Source organism: Cytobacillus sp. EB106-05-05-XG126 (assembly GCF_058791715.1).
In genome coordinates this window covers 14,714-33,463 of record NZ_JBYTDU010000018.1, presented here as the reverse complement: position 1 = coordinate 33,463, position 18,750 = coordinate 14,714, and the positions used below count along the sequence as shown (strand labels likewise).

Here is an 18,750-nt window from a genome sequence, read left to right as displayed (position 1 = left end):
ACCTGATGTTCCTGCTTCTTTTTTACCTTTGAGCTAGCGTTTTTTCCTGCTTTTTGCCCGCTGATCGGCAGCCTTGGAACGTGCCATTGCCTCGAGATCATCATGATCGGCGAGTTCGCGGTTAAATTCTACGTCGATGCCGTCAGATTTCATGTTTTTCGGTACTTGTGGAAGTGATGCTTTGTTTTTATCACGAGTTTTATGTCCATGTGCACGGCCCATTGCAAATAACCCCTTTCAGCAATAAAGGTACGGAAACTTAGGTGTTTCCGTACCTTTATCATGTACCATCGATCAGGGCGGTATGAGTGGAAATTAATGTTTGGACTGTCTGCCTGCAAATCCGCCGGCCTTGTCAGCCCGTTTGAATTCTCTTGAATAAGTTACTTCCTGCATGCTTGATAACGTGCTTTTGGATTTGTCTTTTTTCTTTTTATCCACTTTGCATCATCCTTTCAGAATAAGGGTACACACTTACCTTATTTTTCCCTTATTTGACATAAATGATACAAATTTCATTGATAAATATTCCTTAGAGCTGAACGTAAATCCGGATATAAAAAGTCATAGCCTAATGCCTGCAGTTTTTCAGGAAGCACCTTTTGCCCTTCCAGTACCAATGTACTCATCTCCCCGAGAGCTATTTTTAAAGCAAAACCGGGAGCGGGCAGCCAGTGGGGACGATTAAGGACTTCACCGAGTATTTTTCCAAATTCTTTCATTGTCAGGGGATTTGGTGATGTAAAGTTAACGGGCCCCTGCAGCTGCTCGTATTCAATGCAATAAAGGATTCCGTTTACAACATCATCTAAATGAATCCAGGAAACCCATTGATCCCCTGTTCCAACAGACCCTCCGGCAAATAGCTTGTAGGGAAGGGCCATTCGCGGAAGAGCTCCATCGCTCTTTTCGAGAATGATTCCAAATCTGCAGAAAACGGTCCGGACTTCAAATTCTTCTGCTTTGGAGGCCTCTTCTTCCCAGCATCTTACTGTTTCAGCTAAAAAATCAGTGCCGCTTTTGCTGTTGGCTTCTGTAAAGGTTTCATTCCGGGATGTGCCATAGTAACCGACCGCACTGGCATTGATTAATGTATACGGCTTTTCTTCAAGGCGGCTAATAATGCGGAGAACTTCCCTTGTGGCAGTAATGCGGCTGTTTAATATACGCTTTTTACGTTCATCTGTCCATCTTCCGCTGTTAATGGACTCACCAGCCAGGTTGATAAACACGTCAATGCTTTCCAGAGCATCCTCGGGTGAGTCATCATCGTTCAGCCATTGTACATATTGCAAATTTTTAGAAGCATGTTTATCAGCTGAATTCCTTGTAAGAATAAACAGTTCATGTTTTTTATCCAGTAATTTTTTAACCAAGGCGCTTCCAACAAAACCAGTTCCGCCGGCGATGGCAATTCTCATGGGAAATTCCCCTTTCAAGTGTCATATACTTTGGTACATTTTACGACGTTTTCTTTCAAAATCCTTTTTTGGATGTGTTACATTTAAGATAAGAGGTGGAGAAAATGCCGACTATTACGAAAATCACAGTTCAGAAAAATAACACAGACCGCTACAATATATATATGGATTATGGGAAAGGTGAAGAATATGCATTTAGTGTGGATGAAGATGTTTTAATTAAGCATCAGCTAAAAAAGGGAATGGAGCTTGATGAATTCTCTTTAAATGAAATTGGCTATCAGGATGATATCCGGAAAGCCTATAACAGGGCTATTCATTATTTATCCAGAAGAATGCGCTCAGAAACCGAAGTCCGCAAACATTTAGCTGAAAAAGAAGTGGAAGAACCGGTTATTCAGGAAGTTATCCACAAATTGTATGATTACCATTTTTTAAATGATGAAGAATTTGCAGCAGCATTTGTGCGTACACAAATGAACACATCAGATAAAGGTAAAGGCCTGATCCGCACAGAACTAAAGGAAAAAGGGATTTCCCCTCAATTAATCGAAATGGCATTGGAGGAATATCCAAGGGATGCTGAGTTAGCTGCCGCTATAAGGCTGTGTGAAAAATATTCAAAGAAATATGCCCGTGATTCATCCAAAATCCTTAAGCAAAAGCTGGAACAGATGTTAATGCGCAAAGGCTTTAATTTCGACATCATTCAAGAAGCTGTAACTGAAACGGAGATTGATAAAGAAGAGGATGAAGAACTGGCTGCCCTGAGGTTCCAGGCGGAAAAAGCGAAGAAGAAATATGCAAACCTTCCTGAGTTCGAATATATGCAAAAAATGAAGCAAGCCTTGTTCAGAAAAGGTTTTTCTTTTGATTTGATAGAGCAATTTTTAAGTGAAGAAGAATAACACATGGAAGCCCATGTGTTATTTTTTTGACTCGATGACAATTGAGTCTTCTTCTATATGATCCAGAATCATGGCTGCCACTGCTTTAGGAGAACGAAGCCTCGATTTGTCCTTGATATGGTCGTTTTCATCCCAGAAAGGGGTATCCATGCCGCCCATATAAACCGCTTTAACTTTAATATTTGTATTCTCCAGTTCCTTCTGAAGGCTCTCCGTAAACCCTCTTACAGCGAATTTGCTTGCCACATACACGGATTCATTTACTTTCCCTTTTAAGCCCGCAGTCGAGATGATATTCATCAGCAGGCCTTCGTTTATTTCCTTTAAAAGGGGGAGAACGGCCTGTGTCATATAAATAGTGCCCAGCGTGTTAGTTTCGAACATTTCCTGAATGTCATGAGCTGAAAGGCTGTTAACAGGCCCAAAATGTCCAACCCCGGCATTGTTTATCAAGCCATAGAGTTCATGGTTTTGGAGTTGCGTCATCAATTTGCTGATGTCTTTGGTTTGTGTGATATCTACAGTATAGGATTGAGCGCTTCCGCCGGCTTCATGAATTTCCTGTTCCACGCTTTGCAGCTTGTCCAATGTCCTGCCAGTTAAAATAATATGAAATCCCTGTCCCGCAAACAATAAAGCAAGCTCTTTTCCCAAGCCCGACCCTGCGCCGGTAATGATGACTGACTTCATCTGAATCCTCCTTTGAAACGTCTTATAATCACCATCTTAGCAAAAAAGTCCAGCACATGCGAAATGCATTAAAACAAAAAGCAGGAGCCTTTTCTAAACGGGCATTTTCTCATATACTTAGCTATGGAAGCCTTAACAGTAAATGTAACTATCTGAAGAAAGTAAGAGGATATTAATATGCAGGAAAAAAGATACAGTACAATGTCTACATATGAGCTTCAGCAGGAAATTGCCAGTTTAAATGAAAAAGCAAGGAAAGCGGAACAGATGGGGATGGTAAATGAGTTTGCCGTGCTTGAACGCAAAGTCATAATGGCGAAATCCTACCTGCTCAATCCAGATGATTTTTTACCCGGTGAAATTTATGAAATCGAGGGGGATCCGGGAGTTTACTTTAAAATTGACTATATGAATGGTGTGTTTGCCTGGGGATTCCGGCTGAATGGAAGCAAGGGCGAAGAAGCTCTGCCCATTTCCATGCTGAAAAAATTAGCGGAAAAAGGGTGAACTGCCTGGGCATTAAGAAACAATCAGAGGGGGAAAGCCCCCCTGATTTGATTTTCTTTAAGAGTTTTTGCGAATCTGCCTTTTTAAAATAATGAGGTCTTGAGTTTGCTGGGTCTCGCCATTTACTTGTGAATGTGCACGTTTTGGCCTGAAGTGCGGTGAAGTAAATGGACTGGAATAAGGATTATCACCAAAAAAGTTTTTGCTGTTTCCCATAACCAAGCCTCCCTGTATTTTAAAATTGAGGTGTGTCACTTTCGCGGTCTGTTGAAGCTTTCATTCGTTCCTGAGGGTGTGTGTTAATCGTGCCATCAGCCCGGCGTGAAGCATACTCTGCTTTTGCCCGCGGCTCCCCCTCCAATTTTATATTGTTCTGATTTGGGAAATTTCTCGCTTTATTGCGCATAACAAGCCTCCTAAACCGGAATAAGAGCGTGACCGGCAAATAGCTAATCACGTAATACTATTATTTGTATTTTACGGAAGGCTATGAAGGATTAAGGGGATTAATAAATGGAAAAGAGGTGATTTTTATGAATGAGTACCAGCAAAAGCTTTATGAGCTTTTATTGGAAAAGAATAACCTGCTTTCGGCAAGTCAGGCCCAGACATGGATTGAGCTGCTTTGGGAGGATTTCGAAGCAACATATGCCAAGGCTGGCAGAGAATATAAGGGTGCTGAAATGACAGAAAGAATTGTAAGGCAATGGATAGAAAACTATGGCAGCAGGCTTCATGAATTTGTTGCCAATAATCCTAAATACAAGCATTTGCTTGAGCAGGATAAAAATACCCTAAATTAAAAACAGGCTGCCAATCGTAGCAGCCTGTTTTTATTATCCGGGAAGAATATCCAGTTTTTTTCGAAGCTTTTCCTCGCTGAAAATCCAGCCTGTATAGGATGATTGAATGTTAAACTCGCGATCGAGCTGGACCACGGCTACGAATGGATAATGTCCATTGCTCCGGTAGCGAAGGTCAATAAAGCGAACTTCATAATAATCATCATATTCATCCACTTCCCAGCGGTAAACCGGTGAGAAGGACAGGAATGCAGATAGATTTTTATCTTTCTTCGCGGCTTCTATTACAGGTGTCTCGGGAACGGGAACGCGATTAAATTGATCGAGAATCCTCACGTGCTTTTTAACAGCACGCCCGACGAAAAATTGCTGCCTGCTCATAACCGCCACTCGCCACTGATTAAACCTCATCGTTGGGGCAATGATGATTTCAGTTGCATCCGGTATCATAACCTTTACGGCATTTAATACACTTCTCTGGGCTGCAAACCGCAGAAGATAATAAACGAAAATAATGCCATAAATGATTAGAAATGTATAACCAGGATGAGCCCCAAATGCCCATATGAATAATCCGGCGACATGAATCCCGAAAATGAATGGGTCAAATGTGTTAATAATCCCCAGTGCTACCCATTTGGATGAAAAGGGCCGGAGTGCCTGTGTTCCATATGCATTGAATATGTCTACAAAAACATGCAGGAATACAGCCAAAAAGGTCCATAGCCATAAGTGCAGCAGATCCGCTGACGGAAAAAACGGGTAAACCACTGCAAGTATGACAAGCGGCCAAAGCAGGACGGCCGGTATGGAGTGGGTAATTCCCCTGTGATTGCGAATGTAAACGGCGTTATTTCTTAGTTTTAAGACAGTATCGATATCAGGTATTTGTGAACCGACGATGGCTCCAATCATGACACTCGTTGCTGTAGCAGAACTTTCCGCAACAACGGGGTCAAGAGTGGCAATGCCGCCAAGCGCCAGCCCCATCACTACATGTGTGCCGGTATCCAAGAGGAAAATACCTCCTTCCCTGGTAACAAATCTTATGTGGAGTACCTAATTTACTTAAAGTGTAACAGCAAAATTCTTGTATTAACAGCCGAATATGGGTACCTTTAAAGGTGTCGCAGAAGTTGATGTCCAATTATTAATAAGCAGCGACTGTACTAATATATTCCCATATTTTCCGATTGTTTAACATCAGGAGGATTAAAAAATTGAAAGAAGTTAGCCAAAATACAATTGAATCAACGGATATAAAAGGTTTTCAGGATGATTTGCTCAGCTGGTTCGAAGCCGAGCAAAGGGATTTGCCCTGGAGAAAGGACCAGGATCCGTACAAAGTCTGGGTTTCTGAGATTATGCTTCAGCAGACGAGGGTGGACACCGTAATCCCCTATTTTCACCGTTTTATTAAGCAGTTTCCGACCATCAAGGATCTTTCTGAAGCAGACGAAGAAAAGGTATTAAAAGCCTGGGAGGGTCTGGGCTATTATTCACGGGCAAGAAATCTTCAGGCTGCCGTCAGGGAGGTTCATGAAAAATATGGCGGCAAAGTTCCGGATACGCCAAAAGAGATCTCTTCCTTAAAAGGAGTAGGGCCCTATACTGCAGGGGCCATTCTCAGTATTGCGTACGGGATACCTGAACCCGCCGTGGACGGCAATGTAATGCGTGTCCTTTCGCGCATCCTGTCCATTTGGGAAGATATCGCCAAGCCTTCTTCCAGGAAAATCTTTGAGTCTTCTGTCCGGACATTAATTTCACATGAAAATCCGTCCCATTTCAACCAGGCGCTTATGGAGCTTGGCGCATTAATATGTACACCAACTTCTCCTTCCTGCTTATTATGCCCGGTGAGAGAACATTGTACTGCGTTTTATGAAGGGACTCAGCAGGAGCTGCCCGTAAAAACGAAAACCAAAAAGCAAAAAAATGTGCAATTAGCAGCAGCTGTCCTTATAGATGATCAGGACAAAGTGCTAATACACAAAAGACCCGGCAAAGGCCTGCTTGCTAATCTTTGGGAATTCCCCATGGCAGAGATCAATATTGCTTATGTAAGCGACAAAGAGCAGATGAAGGATGCGTTCAGCACACAATATGGCGCCCATGTGGATATACAGGAAATGACGGGTCAGATCGAACACGTTTTTTCCCATTTAACATGGAATATAAATGTTTATAAAGGAAAATTATTAGAACTTAAAGAGGAAAAAAATGATTTGAAATTAGTCACTCTTGAAGAAATGAAGGAATTTCCTTTTCCGGTTTCCCATCAGAAAATCTGGAAGCAATATTTGAAAAGCTAAGAATAGAAAAAGGGGGGAGTGCCCCCTTTTTCAATAAGGTTAATCGTAGCTTACCCTGGTCCCGTGTGTATAATCGGCTTCCTGTCTTTTCAAGCCGCCGCGGTTTTCTATTTCTTCGACAATCTCCCTATGAATCGTCTGGCCTTCAGCATTTAAATAAGGCATGATCTGCTGAAATGAATGATGGTAAAAAGCAAGCTCGCTGTCCTTCCAGTCCGATTTTGACATCATCGAAAGCTCTGTCATATCACGACCCACAAACATATGCCATCTTCCTTTCCTCAATTGGATTACAGATAGTGTTTTAATTCGAATTGCCATATATACATGGAAAAAGCTAAAATGAATCGGTAAGGTGTTTTGTTTATAAATTCCCTTGATAAAAATCCTTAAACAACAGAAATACATAACAGAAAGGAAATTGAATCATGACACAAAAAGTAGCACTGGTAACAGGAAGCAGCAGAGGAATTGGAAAGGCGACAGCCATCAGGCTTGCCAAAGACGGCTATGACATTGTCATCAATTACGCACGCAGCAAATCAGCTGCAAATGAAACAGCAGCTGAAATTGAGGCGCTCGGCAGAAAAGCCCTGGTTGTAAAAGCAAACGTTGGGGATGTAGAGAAAATTAAAGGACTTTTCGCTGAGATTGACCGTGAATTCGGAAGACTCGATGTGTTTGTCAACAATGCAGCTTCTGGGGTTCTGCGTCCGGTTATGGAACTGGAAGAATCTCATTGGGACTGGACAATGAATATCAACAGCAAAGCCCTGCTTTTCTGCGGTCAGGAAGCTGCAAAGCTAATGGAGAAAAGCGGCGGCGGAAAAATTGTAAGCATCAGCTCGCTGGGATCGATTCGCTACCTGGAAAACTATACGACTGTAGGGGTTTCCAAGGCAGCATTGGAAGCATTGACACGTTACCTGGCTGTTGAACTGGCTCCTAAAAATATCACCGTAAACGCTGTTTCAGGCGGTGCAGTGGATACAGAGGCTTTAAAACATTTCCCTAACCGTGCAGAGCTTCTCGAAGAAGCAAAAACGAAAACACCTGCAGGACGAATGGTTGAAATTGAAGATATGGTGAATACGGTTATGTTTTTGTTAGGTGAGGAATCTAGCATGATCCGCGGCCAGACGATTATTGTGGATGGCGGCATTTCTCTGCTGGTTTAATTAAATATGGATATTTTTGGTTTGTAAAAAAGTTGGATAGTTTCCTCCACTCCCGGTTAAATTAATGAGCGTGGAGGTGATTATAATGGCTAAACAACCAAACCAATCTCAAGCTGGAACTAACGTTCAAGAAGTGAGACAACAAAACGCACAATCTGCTGGCCAAGGCCAGTACGGTACTGAATTTGCCAGCGAAACAAATGCTGCTGAAGTAAGACAGCAAAACCAGCAAGCTGAAGCTCGCAAAGGTCAAAATGCAGGCAAACAAAGCTAATAATTACATCTAAAGAAAGAAGCCGCCTTTTAAATGGAAAAGGCGGCTTCTTTTTTTTTGTGTCCCTTCGACAAAACTTCCATAAAGTCAACATAACTAGTCAAAGGGTTAAAAAAAGGGACAGCGAAATTATAGAAATAGGAAAAATAATGGGGACGGTGGAACAAACATGGAGAACTTTAACAGTTTGGTTTCAGAACAGATGAAAACGATGGAAAAGCTTCTTTATCTGCAGAGTGAACTGGAGCGCTGCCAGGAGATTGAAGAGGAATTAAAAGCCATTCAGCAGGAAACAGAGCTTGAAAGTGTACAGTATGAAATTGCCAGAATGAAAGAAGAACTCAAACAAATTCATCGTATATTTGAGGAACAGACCGAAGAGGTCATCCGCTCCTATCAGAAAGTAAATGTAACCGTTTAAAGATAAACTCTCTATAATCTTTCGTTGTCTTCAATACCTATAAAATAAGCTATTATATCCTTTTTTTACAGCCATTGATACATTTCAATGGCTCTTTGTTTTAAAAATTTCCTTTTACCGTTATAATAGTAGAAAACAGGAATCGTACTTTGTTGCCTTTTTCTTTTGGATATTATTGAGTCATGCTGTGCAGTATGCGCTTAGCATGAAGGGGAGGAAGCCTATTAAAGGCGCCAAAAAAGTATTATCAGGTTGCAAAGCTTCCGGAAGGAAAGTAGGGGAAAAGAATGGCGGTACCCATCGAAGGCGAACCAATGCAAATACACAGCTATAAACATAATGGGCATATCCACCGCGTCTGGGAGGAAACAACCGTATTAAAAGGGACACAAAATCTGGTGATTGGCGGCAATGACCGGACAATCGTAACAGAATCTGACGGAAGAACATGGGTGACGAGAGAGCCAGCCATTTGTTATTTTCATTCTCAGCACTGGTTTAATGTGATTGGAATGATTCGGGAAGATGGTGTTTATTATTACTGTAATATTAGTTCACCATTTATTTTTGATGGTGAAGCGTTAAAGTATATTGATTATGATCTCGATATTAAAGTATATCCTGACATGACATTCAATTTGCTTGACGAAGACGAATATGAACGGCACCGTCAGGAAATGAATTATCCCGATGTGATTGACAGTATCCTTAAATCAAATGTGGACAACCTCATCCATTGGATTCGTCAGAGAAAAGGTCCTTTTGCACCCGACTTTATTGATATATGGTATGAACGTTATCTTACTTACAGACGCTAAAAAAGGGCTGAATGCCGAAAAAACGCCTGTTGGACCTTGAGTCAGCAGGTTTTTATTTTTGTCCAGCGCAAGCAGCCTGCCCCCTCGGGGTCACAGCTTGTCGGGGGTGGGCAAGGCGCTTGCGCTTTTCGCCATGAATCTGCATGATTGCCGGGTTTAGGGGTAAGTTTAAGAAAATAACAGGGATTGAGATAGAGAGGGGGAGCGATCCGGTTGGACAGTATAAAAAGATATTTGAAATTCGTTAAGCCGTATCGGCTTCAGATTATCGGAACCATTATCATAGGCATCATTAAATTTGCCATACCGCTTTTGATTCCGCTTCTGATTAAGTATGTAATAGATGATATTATTGGCAATGATACATTGAGTCAGGGCGATAAGAACAGCACACTGTTAATGGTTATGGCTGTGATGATTGCTTTATTTGTCATCGCCCGTCCGCCAATTGAGTATTACCGCCAATACTTTGCCCAGTGGGTGGCTAGCAAAATTTTATATGATATCAGGGATAAGCTTTTTACCCACATTCAAAAGTTAAGCTTCCGATTCTATGCAAATACCAGAACAGGGGAAGTGATCTCCAGGGTCATAAATGATGTTGAGCAAACCAAAACATTTGTAGTAACCGGTTTAATGAATTTATGGCTTGATGTGGCAACCATTTTAATTGCAGTTGTCATTATGCTGAATATGGACGTTACGCTGACGATTGTGTCACTGCTGTTATTTCCATTTTATGCTTTCTCAGTTAAGTACTTTTTTGGGAACCTCAGAAAGCTGACAAGGGCCCGTTCACAGGCTCTTGCAGAGGTGCAGGGCTATCTTCATGAACGTGTTCAGGGGATGGCAGTTGTTAAAAGCTTTGCCATTGAGGATTATGAACAGACCCAATTTGATGCGCAAAATAAGAATTTCCTTACAAAAGCGATCGACCATACGAAGTGGAATGCAAAAGCATTTGCAGTAGTTAACACCATTACAGATATTTCACCGCTTTTAGTCATTGGGTATTCAGGATATCAGGTTATCCAGGGAGATATTTCCCTCGGTGTCATGATGGCATTTGTCGCTTATATAGATAGATTGTATGGACCGCTTAGAAGACTTGTTAACTCTTCAACCACCTTAACGCAATCAATCGCATCCATGGACCGGGTATTTGAGTTAATGGATGAGAAATACGATATTGACGATTCACCTGATGCCATTCAATGCCGGGATGTTAAAGGGCATATCCAATTTGAAGAAGTGAGCTTTTCCTACAATGAGAATGAGCCTCCGGTATTAAAGGAAATAAATCTCGATGTATCAGCAGGGGAAACGATTGCCCTTGTAGGGATGAGCGGAGGAGGAAAGTCCTCTCTGGTAGGGCTGATTCCGCGTTTTTACGATGTGAATGAAGGCAGAATTCTGCTTGATGGCACTGATATCCGTTCGTTTAAAGTAAGGAGCCTTCGCGATAAAATCGGGATGGTGCTTCAGGATAATATTTTGTTCAGTGAATCGGTCAAAACTAACATTCTGCTCGGCAAACCCGATGCCACTGAAGAGGAAGTAATTGATGCTGCCAGGGCTGCAAATGCCCACGAATTTATTATGAATTTGCCTGAAGGCTATGATACCAAGGTTGGCGAGCGCGGTGTGAAACTCTCGGGAGGACAGAAGCAGCGAATTGCCATTGCGAGAATCTTTTTGAAAAATCCGCCGATCCTTGTACTGGATGAAGCCACTTCAGCCCTTGATCTGGAGAGTGAACATCTGATACAGGAAGCATTGGAAAAATTGGCTAAAGACCGCACGACTTTTATCGTCGCTCATCGCCTTTCCACCATCACACATGCAGATAGGATAATTCTGATAGAGCATGGTGAAATTTCTGAAGCGGGAAGCCATGACGAATTAATGAAAAGACAATGCAATTATTACAAGCTTTTTCAAGTTCAGCAGCTTGAAAATTAGGTTTAAAAGCCGGCTCTATTACAGGGCCGGCTTTGTTTGTGTGCTTTTTTATAGCAATGCGTTAAATTACTATAGTGTTAAAATAGCTGCCTGTAAATAACGGTCATTAATCTCCATCTTTTTCATAATTATTAGTAGGATATTACTTTAAAACCATATCTAAAAATATATAATGTTTACTATATTTAAATAATTTAGAAAAATGAGTAGACTTAACCAATCTTTTTTTATAGAATGAAAAAAAGATAGTGACCTAAGGTCCACAATTGTTAAATATGTCCCATTTCATAGAAACGGACGATCAGGAAAGGAGTATCCGTGTGACTCAAGCTCCAGTTTTAGATGTAAAACAGCTAAGGACATCCTTTTTCTCTTCAGATGGAGAAGTTCCGGCTGTGGATGATATCAGCTTCTCGGTCAACAAGGGTGAAATTCTGGGGATAGTAGGAGAATCAGGCTGCGGGAAGAGTGTTACATCTCTATCCATTATGAAGCTGATTCCACAGCCCCCGGGAAAAATTGTTGGCGGTGAAATTCTTTTAGATGGAGAAGATCTCGTAAAAGCATCAGAAAAAAGAATGCGTGAAATAAGGGGAAATGAAGTGGCTATGATTTTTCAGGAGCCGATGACTTCATTGAATCCGTTATTTACAATAGGAGATCAGCTGACAGAAGGAATCAAATTACATAAGAAGTTAAATAAGAAGGCTGCAATCCAGCAGGCTGTTGAAATGCTTAAGCTTGTTGGCCTGCCTAGGGCAGAGCAGATAGTAAAGGAATATCCCCACCAGCTGTCAGGGGGAATGAGGCAGAGGGTAATGATTGCCATGGCATTGTCCTGCCATCCTCGGCTTCTGATTGCAGATGAGCCAACAACTGCTTTGGACGTGACCATCCAGGCCCAGATATTATCCCTTATGAAGGATCTTAATGAAAAGCTCGACACAGCCATAGTCATGATTACGCATGATCTTGGGGTAGTAGCGGAAGTATGTGAGAGGGTAATTGTCATGTATGCCGGGAAAATAGTGGAGGAAGCTCCTGTAGAAGAGATATTCAAACATCCAAAACATCCTTATACCCAGGGACTTCTGCAATCAGTGCCTGATGTAAGAGAGAAAAAAGAGCGATTATATTCGATTCCGGGAAATGTGCCTAAACCGGGCTCCATCAAGACTGGATGCCGTTTTGCAGCTCGCTGTGAATTTGTCCATGACCGGTGCATGACGGAAAGTCCTCCGCTTTATAATGCCAATGATGCAGAACAGCATACAGTGCGCTGTTTTCTGCATGAGTCTGGGGGTGTCATTGATGACCGAAGTGCTGTTGGAAGTTAATCAGTTAAAGAAATATTTCCCCGTAACAGGCGGCCTGTTTGGGAGAAAACAGGGTGATGTGAAAGCGGTTGATGATATCACCTTTTTCGTTAACAAAGGGGAAACGCTTGGCCTTGTAGGTGAATCTGGCTGCGGCAAATCAACCACAGGAAGAATGCTGATGCGCCTGATTGAACCGACAGAGGGGAAAGTGGTTTTTGAAGGCAAGGATCTGACTTCCCTAAACTCAGCGGAAATGCGCAAGATGAGAAAGGAAATGCAGATGGTATTCCAGGATCCGTTTGCATCGTTAAACCCCCGCCATACTGTTGAGCAGATTTTGGAGGAGCCTCTCATTGTCCACGGCATCGGGAACAAAGAAGAGCGTAAACAGCGGGTAAGAGAGATGCTTGAGGTTGTCGGCCTCAGCAGCTACCATGCCAAACGCTATCCGCACCAATTCAGCGGAGGCCAAAGGCAGAGGATTGGAATCGCAAGAGCATTGATGACCAAGCCTAAGCTGATCATTGCAGATGAACCAGTTTCAGCACTTGATGTATCCATTCAATCACAGGTGCTCAACCTGCTGGAAGATCTTCAAAAAGAATTTCAGCTGACGTATATATTCATTGCCCATGATCTCGGGGTAGTTAAACATATCAGTGATAGGGTCGGTGTTATGTATCTTGGAAGGTTAGTAGAGATCACAACCTCTGACCAGCTCTACGATAAGCCGCTGCATCCTTATACAAAGGCATTGCTTGGTGCAGTTCCCATCCCTGACCCGACATTAAAGAAAGACAGGGAATTATTAACCGGGGACATTCCAAGCCCGCAGAATCCGCCAGCTGGATGTGCCTTCCATACTAGATGTAAAGAATGCATGGAAATCTGCAAAACAGATAGGCCGCAGCTGAAGGAAATTGAACCGGGTCACTTTGCAGCCTGCCATCTCTATAGCTGAGCTATATAGGCAGAACTGCATGGATGATAAATATGTAAACAGCCGATACCGGCAAAAGAATAAAGGGGGAAAACAATGAAGAAGCGCAATGGCATTTGGTTCCTGGTTGCAGCTTTGTTACTGTCACTGGCTCTTGCCGGCTGCAGCAGCAACTCAAGCAGCGGAACGAAAGACGAAAAGGATAAAGAGAAAGGTACAGATACAGAAGAAACGTCATCAGGCGGCACATTAGTATTTGGCCGCGGCGGTGATTCTACTTCACTTGATCCCGCTATTACAACAGAAGGCGAATCTTTTAAAGTTACAAAAAACATCTATGAAACTCTGATCGAATTTGGTGAGCAGGATACGGAAATTCAGCCTGGCCTTGCTACTGAATGGGAAATGAGCGAAGACGGGCTAAAGCATACATTAAAGCTTCGTGAAGGCGTAAAGTTCCACGATGGAACTGACTTTAATGCCGAAGCGGTTGTCTTCAACTTTGAAAGATGGAAAGCTGGAAACGCTGAGCAGTTCTATTACTATAACTCTCAGTTTGGGGATAAAATCTCTGAAGTGAAAGCTGTAGATGATTACACAGTTGAGTTTACTTTAAACAAGCCAATTGCACCATTCTTAAAGAACCTTGCAATGTCTCCATTTGGAATTGCAAGCCCGGCTGCGATTGAAAAGCATGGTGAAAAATTCCTTCACAACCCGGTGGGAACAGGTCCATTTGCATTTAAAGAATACAAAGCAAACGACCGCATTACTCTTGTGAAAAATGAAGAATACTGGCAGGATGGCCTTCCAAAGCTGGATGAGGTTATCTTCCGTGTCATCCCTGAAAACTCTGCTCGTCTGAACGCCCTGGCTACAGGCGAAGTCGACTTAATCGATGGCGTTAACTTCAGTGATGTTGGCCAAATCGAAGGAAATCCGGATCTTCAAACTTTTGAACGTCCATCATTAAACGTAGCTTACCTTGGATTGACGAGCACACGTGGACCATTAAAAGATAAAAAAGTCCGCCAGGCATTGAACTATGCAGTTGATAAGCAAGCTCTTATTGATGCATTCTATGCCGGTGCAGCTGAGCCTGCGAAAAACCCAATGCCTTCAGTCGTAGCGGGTTACAATGATGACGTTAAGGATTATGAGTTTGACCCTGAGAAGGCTAAGGAACTTTTAAAAGAAGCAGGATATGAAGATGGTTTTGAAATGGAGCTATGGGCAATGCCGGTTCCTAGACCATATATGCCGGATGGACAAAAAGTGGCTGAAGCACTTCAAGCCAACTTTGATGCAATCGGCGTAAAAGCAAAGATTGTAACGTATGAGTGGGGTACTTACCTGGATAAAGCTAAGAATGGTGAAGCTGATACATTCCTATTAGGATGGACTGGCGATAATGGGGATGCTGATAACTTCCTGTATGTTCTTCTTGACCAGGACAGCATTGGTTCTAACAACTACTCTTACTACGAAAACCCTGAAGTGCATGAACTGCTTGTAAAAGCTCAGGCTAGTGCAGACCAGGCAGAGCGTGAAAAACTTTACAAAGAGGCTCAGCTTCTGATCAAAGAAGATGCTCCGTGGATTCCGCTTGTTCACTCAAGACCAATCCTTGCGGGTAAAGCTGATATCACAGGCTTCAAGCCGCATCCAACAGGTTCTGATTTACTGGCAACTGTAGAATTTAAATAAGCTGCTTTACAAGTGAGATAAGTATACTTCTTATATTCAAGGAAAAGGGAGTACAGTTCTGTAGCTCCCTTTTCTATATAGAAATATTATAAATTAAGAAACTTTGAATTTCGATAACTGTCTAGCTCCAGCGCCTACCCCCTCGAGGTCACAAGCCAATCCCCCCAAAAAGGCAAAGAACGCCTTTCTGAGAGGCTCGTCTTGTGCTTGTCGGGGGTGACCAAGGCGCTTGCGCTTTTCTTAATAACCCTTCAAGAGAGGTGAGATGGCAATGCTGTCCTACACACTTAAACGTCTGTTTTCCCTTATTCCCGTTCTGCTGGGGCTTTCCCTAATCGTCTTTTTTATGATCCGGGCAATACCCGGTAATCCGGCACAGATTATCCTGGGACAATTGGCAACAAAAGAAGCAGTAGAGGAATTAACGAAGCAGCTGGGGCTGGATCAGCCTTGGTACCTTCAATATTTTACATATCTGGGCGGGCTTATTACGGGAGATCTTGGAGAATCACTCCGGACTAAAACGGAAATAAGCCAGGAAATTTGGCCGTATTTGGCTGCAACAATTGAACTTACATTCGTTGCCATGTTAATTGCTGTTTTTATCGGTGTGAATGCCGGAATCATCAGTGCCTGGTATCAGAATTCATGGTTTGATTATGTGGCAATGGTGCTGGCGCTTATTGGCGTTTCCATGCCAATCTTCTGGCTCGGCTTGATGGAGCAGTGGGCTTTTGCCATTAAGCTGGACTGGCTGCCTACATCGGGAAGGGAAGAAGTAAGAAATCCGATTGAGGCCATAACGAACATATATATGATCGATACTCTCCTGCAGGGAAGAATCGATCAATTCTGGGATGTCATCAGACACCTGATTCTGCCCGCATTTGCCCTGGCGACCATCCCAATGGCGATCATTGCGAGAATTACCCGTTCTACGATGCTTGAGGTAATGAGATCCGATTTTGTCAGAACAGCGAGAGCCAAAGGCTTAAGAATGTTCTGGGTTGTTTATAAGCACTCATTAAAGAATGCCATCATTCCAGTTCTTACGATTATTGGTCTTCAAATGGGATTATTGCTGGGAGGCGCCATTTTAACGGAAACGATTTTCAGCTGGCCGGGAATCGGACGGTATATTTATGAGGCTATCAACTATCGGGACTATCCTGTTATCCAGTCAGGCATACTTATCATTGCATTTATCTTTGTCATGATCAATCTGGTGGTGGACTTGCTGTATGCAGCAATTGATCCGCGGATTAAATATAATTAAGGAGGGGGAACAGACTTGGAACTTTCAACACAAAAAGACCTTCAGCCGCCTATTATGCCAGCTGAAGAAAAAGCGGTTTCCCCCTGGGTGGAAGCATGGAGGAGCTTTAGAAAAAATAAGCTGGCTTTAATCGGCACCATTATTGTATTGTTTTTCGTTCTTCTTGCTGTATTTGCACCGCTTATTGCGCCGCAGGGGATTAATGAACAGATGCTCTCAAAAAGGCTTCAGGCTCCATCCAGCCAGCATTGGTTTGGAACAGATGACTTCGGACGGGATATCTTTTCCAGGGTTGTTTATGGGGCAAGGATCTCATTATGGGTAGGTTTTTTGGCCGTAATCGGATCTATTGTGGTTGGATGCCTTTTAGGTGTAGTAGCAGGATATTATGGCAAATGGGTTGATACCATCATCTCCCGCATTTTTGATATCATGCTTGCTTTCCCAAGCATATTGCTGGCTATTGCGATTGTGGCTGTACTTGGTCCATCATTAAGAAATGCCCTGATTGCCATTGCGGTTATCAATATTCCCAACTTTGGCAGACTGATCCGTTCAAGGGTGCTGAGTGTCAAACAGGAGGAATATATTATGGCTGCAAAAGCGATTGGGATGAGCAACAGCCGTATTCTCTTCAGGCATGTTCTGCCAAATAGTATGGCGCCAATCATTGTACAGGGAACACTTGCGATTGCAACAGCGATTATTGAGTGTGCTGCCCTTGGATTCCTTGGCCTTGGTGCAGAAGCGCCAAATCCTGAATGGGGGAAAATGCTCTCTGATGCGAAGGCATATTTGATACAGGCTCCATGGACGATGATCTTCCCGGGACTTGCGATCATGCTTACAGTTCTCGGTTTTAATTTAATGGGTGATGGATTAAGGGATGCACTTGATCCGCGTATGAAGAATTAACAAAAAGCAGCTGACATGACTTCAGCTGCTTTTTCCTATGAATTAAGTTGAAAATAGACCACAGTCTACTCGGCATTCTCCGGTATGGTAACCTCATTTTCATCCTTGTGATATGACTGAAAGCTGGATATAAGTTTATCCAGGTGCTCCACATGTTCATCGTAATCAACAATAGCTGATACAATCTGCATGATATGCGGGAGAATGGATTCTTCATCATGTTCATGTTCTTTTTGCTGAGCCAGGAAAAGGTTCACCAGTTCCTTTCTGCTCAGGCTGAAGTCGCCTTCCTCAAATACTACATTCGGACGAACTTTCCCGATAAATTTTAGCATAACATGTTCATGATAATGGATAAGAATATCAAGCTGCTGCTGCACAGCATGCTGGAATTCTTCAGGCATTTGCTGCAGATCATTTTCAAATCGATGAAGCTTTTTTAATGTTTCCAGTGAGCGTTTTACAGTGGAAATCATTTGGCGGTAAATAACGAGTTTCCTGGATTTAACCAGATCGTTTCGTTTAAAATAATTTCTTTCCTCTTTATACATTAGATACAGCTGTTCAAGCTTAACATTGCTGTCTTTCATTTTATCAATATCGTTTTTCAGAAGTCTGTGTTCAGATGCATGGCGTATGGTAAGCCTGATCCATTTGGTAATTTCCTCTGTGTTATTGGATATTTTAAAATAAAGCTTGTTTTCGTATTTAGGAGGCAGAAATACAAGATTAACGATAAAAGCTGATAATACCCCGAGCATAATGGTTGAGAATCGAATAAGTGCAAATTGCAGAAAGGTATCACCCGGTGTCTCCATGATGACAATCAGGGTTACAAGTGACAGGCCAATTGTGTTCTCTATTTTTAGCTTAAGATTAATCGTGATAACAATAATAGCTGCCAGACCTATGATAAAGACATGGTTGCCGAATAAAAGCACAAAAATCACGGCAATTAATGCACCGATTGCGTTCCCCTGGATCTGTTCCACAATAGAAAGATAAGATCTGTAAATGGTCGGCTGAACGGCAAAAATAGCGGCAATTCCTGCAAAGATAGGAGCAGGAAGCTGAAAGAGTTCTGATAATAATAAAGCTAGAATGATTGCGATTCCCGTCTTAAGTATGCGGGCGCCAAGTTTCATACAATGTATGTCCTTTCTTTCATAAAAATTGGGTTCATTGAAAAGCGACTTAACCGTAAAAGCAGTAATTATACCTACTTTAAACGATTTTGCTCATTGTTAAACAATAATGTACTATACAGGGATATGGAAAGAAGTTCAAGGGGCATTT

General features: G+C 42.4%; 23 protein-coding genes. 14 read left to right on the top strand and 9 right to left on the bottom strand.

The genetic code is table 11. The features are described from left to right. Positions 1-33: 33 nt before the first annotated feature. The 3 genes from AC3WTL_RS22960 to AC3WTL_RS22950 all read right to left on the bottom strand — a co-directional run bounded on the left by AC3WTL_RS22960 (position 34) and on the right by AC3WTL_RS22950 (position 1,421). Positions 34-222: a YfhD family protein gene (locus AC3WTL_RS22960; protein WP_048011767.1), complete on the bottom strand. Its 189-nt coding sequence runs from the start codon at positions 220-222 to the stop codon at positions 34-36. Positions 223-315: 93 nt separating this feature from the next. Next, positions 316-441 carry a YfhE family protein gene (locus tag AC3WTL_RS22955; protein ID WP_081757217.1) on the bottom strand — a complete coding sequence of 42 codons (126 nt, stop codon included), beginning with the start codon at positions 439-441 and terminating at the stop codon, positions 316-318. A 74-nt stretch (positions 442-515) separates the two neighbouring features. Beyond that, positions 516-1,421, bottom strand: a complete 906-nt coding sequence (locus tag AC3WTL_RS22950) for a TIGR01777 family oxidoreductase (RefSeq protein WP_061793374.1) — start codon at positions 1,419-1,421, stop codon at positions 516-518. Between the two features lie 104 nt (positions 1,422-1,525). On the opposite strand from AC3WTL_RS22950, the gene recX reads away from it, so the two are divergent. Next, on the top strand, positions 1,526-2,329 hold the full coding sequence (recX, locus tag AC3WTL_RS22945) for a recombination regulator RecX (RefSeq protein ID WP_222498687.1): 804 nt from the start codon (positions 1,526-1,528) through the stop codon (positions 2,327-2,329). 18 nt (positions 2,330-2,347) lie between these two features. On the opposite strand, the gene AC3WTL_RS22940 is transcribed toward recX, so the two are convergent. Beyond that, entirely contained in the window at positions 2,348-3,019 is a 672-nt protein-coding gene (locus AC3WTL_RS22940) for an SDR family NAD(P)-dependent oxidoreductase (protein ID WP_222498689.1), read from the bottom strand. 177 nt (positions 3,020-3,196) lie between these two features. Between AC3WTL_RS22940 and AC3WTL_RS22935 the strand changes: the two genes are divergently transcribed. Continuing rightward, positions 3,197-3,526, top strand: a complete 330-nt coding sequence (locus tag AC3WTL_RS22935) for a YfhH family protein (protein ID WP_222498691.1) — start codon at positions 3,197-3,199, stop codon at positions 3,524-3,526. 57 nt (positions 3,527-3,583) lie between these two features. Here AC3WTL_RS22935 and AC3WTL_RS22930 read toward each other — a convergent pair whose 3' ends face one another. Both AC3WTL_RS22930 and AC3WTL_RS22925 read right to left on the bottom strand, forming a co-directional pair. Beyond that, positions 3,584-3,742, bottom strand: coding sequence for a YpzG family protein (locus AC3WTL_RS22930; protein WP_009335831.1), 159 nt, complete (start codon positions 3,740-3,742; stop codon positions 3,584-3,586). Positions 3,743-3,761: 19 nt separating this feature from the next. Then, positions 3,762-3,932: a small, acid-soluble spore protein K gene (locus tag AC3WTL_RS22925; protein WP_222498693.1), complete on the bottom strand. Its 171-nt coding sequence runs from the start codon at positions 3,930-3,932 to the stop codon at positions 3,762-3,764. Between the two features lie 127 nt (positions 3,933-4,059). Between AC3WTL_RS22925 and AC3WTL_RS22920 the strand changes: the two genes are divergently transcribed. Next, on the top strand, positions 4,060-4,329 hold the full coding sequence (locus AC3WTL_RS22920) for a YfhJ family protein (RefSeq protein WP_048011773.1): 270 nt from the start codon (positions 4,060-4,062) through the stop codon (positions 4,327-4,329). Positions 4,330-4,362: 33 nt separating this feature from the next. Here AC3WTL_RS22920 and AC3WTL_RS22915 read toward each other — a convergent pair whose 3' ends face one another. Next, a complete protein-coding gene (locus AC3WTL_RS22915; RefSeq protein WP_492370099.1) occupies positions 4,363-5,343 on the bottom strand; it encodes a metal-dependent hydrolase in 981 nt (326 codons plus the stop codon). A 206-nt stretch (positions 5,344-5,549) separates the two neighbouring features. Here AC3WTL_RS22915 and mutY point away from each other — a divergent pair, with 206 nt between their 5' ends. Beyond that, positions 5,550-6,644 carry an A/G-specific adenine glycosylase gene (mutY, locus tag AC3WTL_RS22910; RefSeq protein ID WP_222498695.1) on the top strand — a complete coding sequence of 365 codons (1,095 nt, stop codon included), beginning with the start codon at positions 5,550-5,552 and terminating at the stop codon, positions 6,642-6,644. A 39-nt stretch (positions 6,645-6,683) separates the two neighbouring features. Here the strand turns inward: mutY and yfhS are convergent, their stop codons facing one another. Beyond that, positions 6,684-6,908 (bottom strand): mother cell protein YfhS, encoded by a 225-nt coding sequence (gene yfhS, locus AC3WTL_RS22905; RefSeq protein ID WP_048011776.1) that lies wholly within the window; start codon positions 6,906-6,908, stop codon positions 6,684-6,686. A gap of 164 nt (positions 6,909-7,072) precedes the next feature. On the opposite strand from yfhS, the gene fabL reads away from it, so the two are divergent. The 10 genes from fabL to nikC all read left to right on the top strand — a co-directional run bounded on the left by fabL (position 7,073) and on the right by nikC (position 17,454). After that, entirely contained in the window at positions 7,073-7,822 is a 750-nt protein-coding gene (gene fabL / locus AC3WTL_RS22900; RefSeq protein WP_222498697.1) for an enoyl-[acyl-carrier-protein] reductase FabL, read from the top strand. A gap of 85 nt (positions 7,823-7,907) precedes the next feature. Further along, positions 7,908-8,096 (top strand): gamma-type small acid-soluble spore protein, encoded by a 189-nt coding sequence (locus tag AC3WTL_RS22895; protein ID WP_197214468.1) that lies wholly within the window; start codon positions 7,908-7,910, stop codon positions 8,094-8,096. Between the two features lie 169 nt (positions 8,097-8,265). Beyond that, positions 8,266-8,517: a YgaB family protein gene (locus AC3WTL_RS22890; RefSeq protein WP_035333110.1), complete on the top strand. Its 252-nt coding sequence runs from the start codon at positions 8,266-8,268 to the stop codon at positions 8,515-8,517. 287 nt (positions 8,518-8,804) lie between these two features. Continuing rightward, positions 8,805-9,335: a nucleoside tri-diphosphate phosphatase gene (gene ntdP / locus AC3WTL_RS22885; protein ID WP_009335840.1), complete on the top strand. Its 531-nt coding sequence runs from the start codon at positions 8,805-8,807 to the stop codon at positions 9,333-9,335. Positions 9,336-9,548: 213 nt separating this feature from the next. Beyond that, on the top strand, positions 9,549-11,297 hold the full coding sequence (locus tag AC3WTL_RS22880; protein ID WP_492370098.1) for an ABC transporter ATP-binding protein: 1,749 nt from the start codon (positions 9,549-9,551) through the stop codon (positions 11,295-11,297). A 320-nt stretch (positions 11,298-11,617) separates the two neighbouring features. After that, positions 11,618-12,634: an ABC transporter ATP-binding protein gene (locus AC3WTL_RS22875; RefSeq protein WP_226619344.1), complete on the top strand. Its 1,017-nt coding sequence runs from the start codon at positions 11,618-11,620 to the stop codon at positions 12,632-12,634. Next, a complete protein-coding gene (locus AC3WTL_RS22870) occupies positions 12,609-13,577 on the top strand; it encodes an ABC transporter ATP-binding protein (RefSeq protein WP_197205562.1) in 969 nt (322 codons plus the stop codon). Before AC3WTL_RS22875 ends, AC3WTL_RS22870 begins: the two co-directional genes overlap by 26 nt. A 75-nt stretch (positions 13,578-13,652) precedes the next feature. After that, positions 13,653-15,263 carry an ABC transporter substrate-binding protein gene (locus AC3WTL_RS22865; RefSeq protein WP_197214470.1) on the top strand — a complete coding sequence of 537 codons (1,611 nt, stop codon included), beginning with the start codon at positions 13,653-13,655 and terminating at the stop codon, positions 15,261-15,263. A 271-nt stretch (positions 15,264-15,534) separates the two neighbouring features. Beyond that, positions 15,535-16,539 carry an ABC transporter permease gene (locus AC3WTL_RS22860; RefSeq protein WP_048010462.1) on the top strand — a complete coding sequence of 335 codons (1,005 nt, stop codon included), beginning with the start codon at positions 15,535-15,537 and terminating at the stop codon, positions 16,537-16,539. Between the two features lie 54 nt (positions 16,540-16,593). Continuing rightward, on the top strand, positions 16,594-17,454 hold the full coding sequence (gene nikC / locus AC3WTL_RS22855) for a nickel transporter permease (RefSeq protein ID WP_076260380.1): 861 nt from the start codon (positions 16,594-16,596) through the stop codon (positions 17,452-17,454). A gap of 65 nt (positions 17,455-17,519) precedes the next feature. Here nikC and AC3WTL_RS22850 read toward each other — a convergent pair whose 3' ends face one another. After that, complete coding sequence (locus AC3WTL_RS22850) at positions 17,520-18,599, bottom strand: FUSC family protein (protein WP_048010451.1); 1,080 nt, start codon at positions 18,597-18,599, stop codon at positions 17,520-17,522. Positions 18,600-18,750 lie beyond the last annotated feature (151 nt).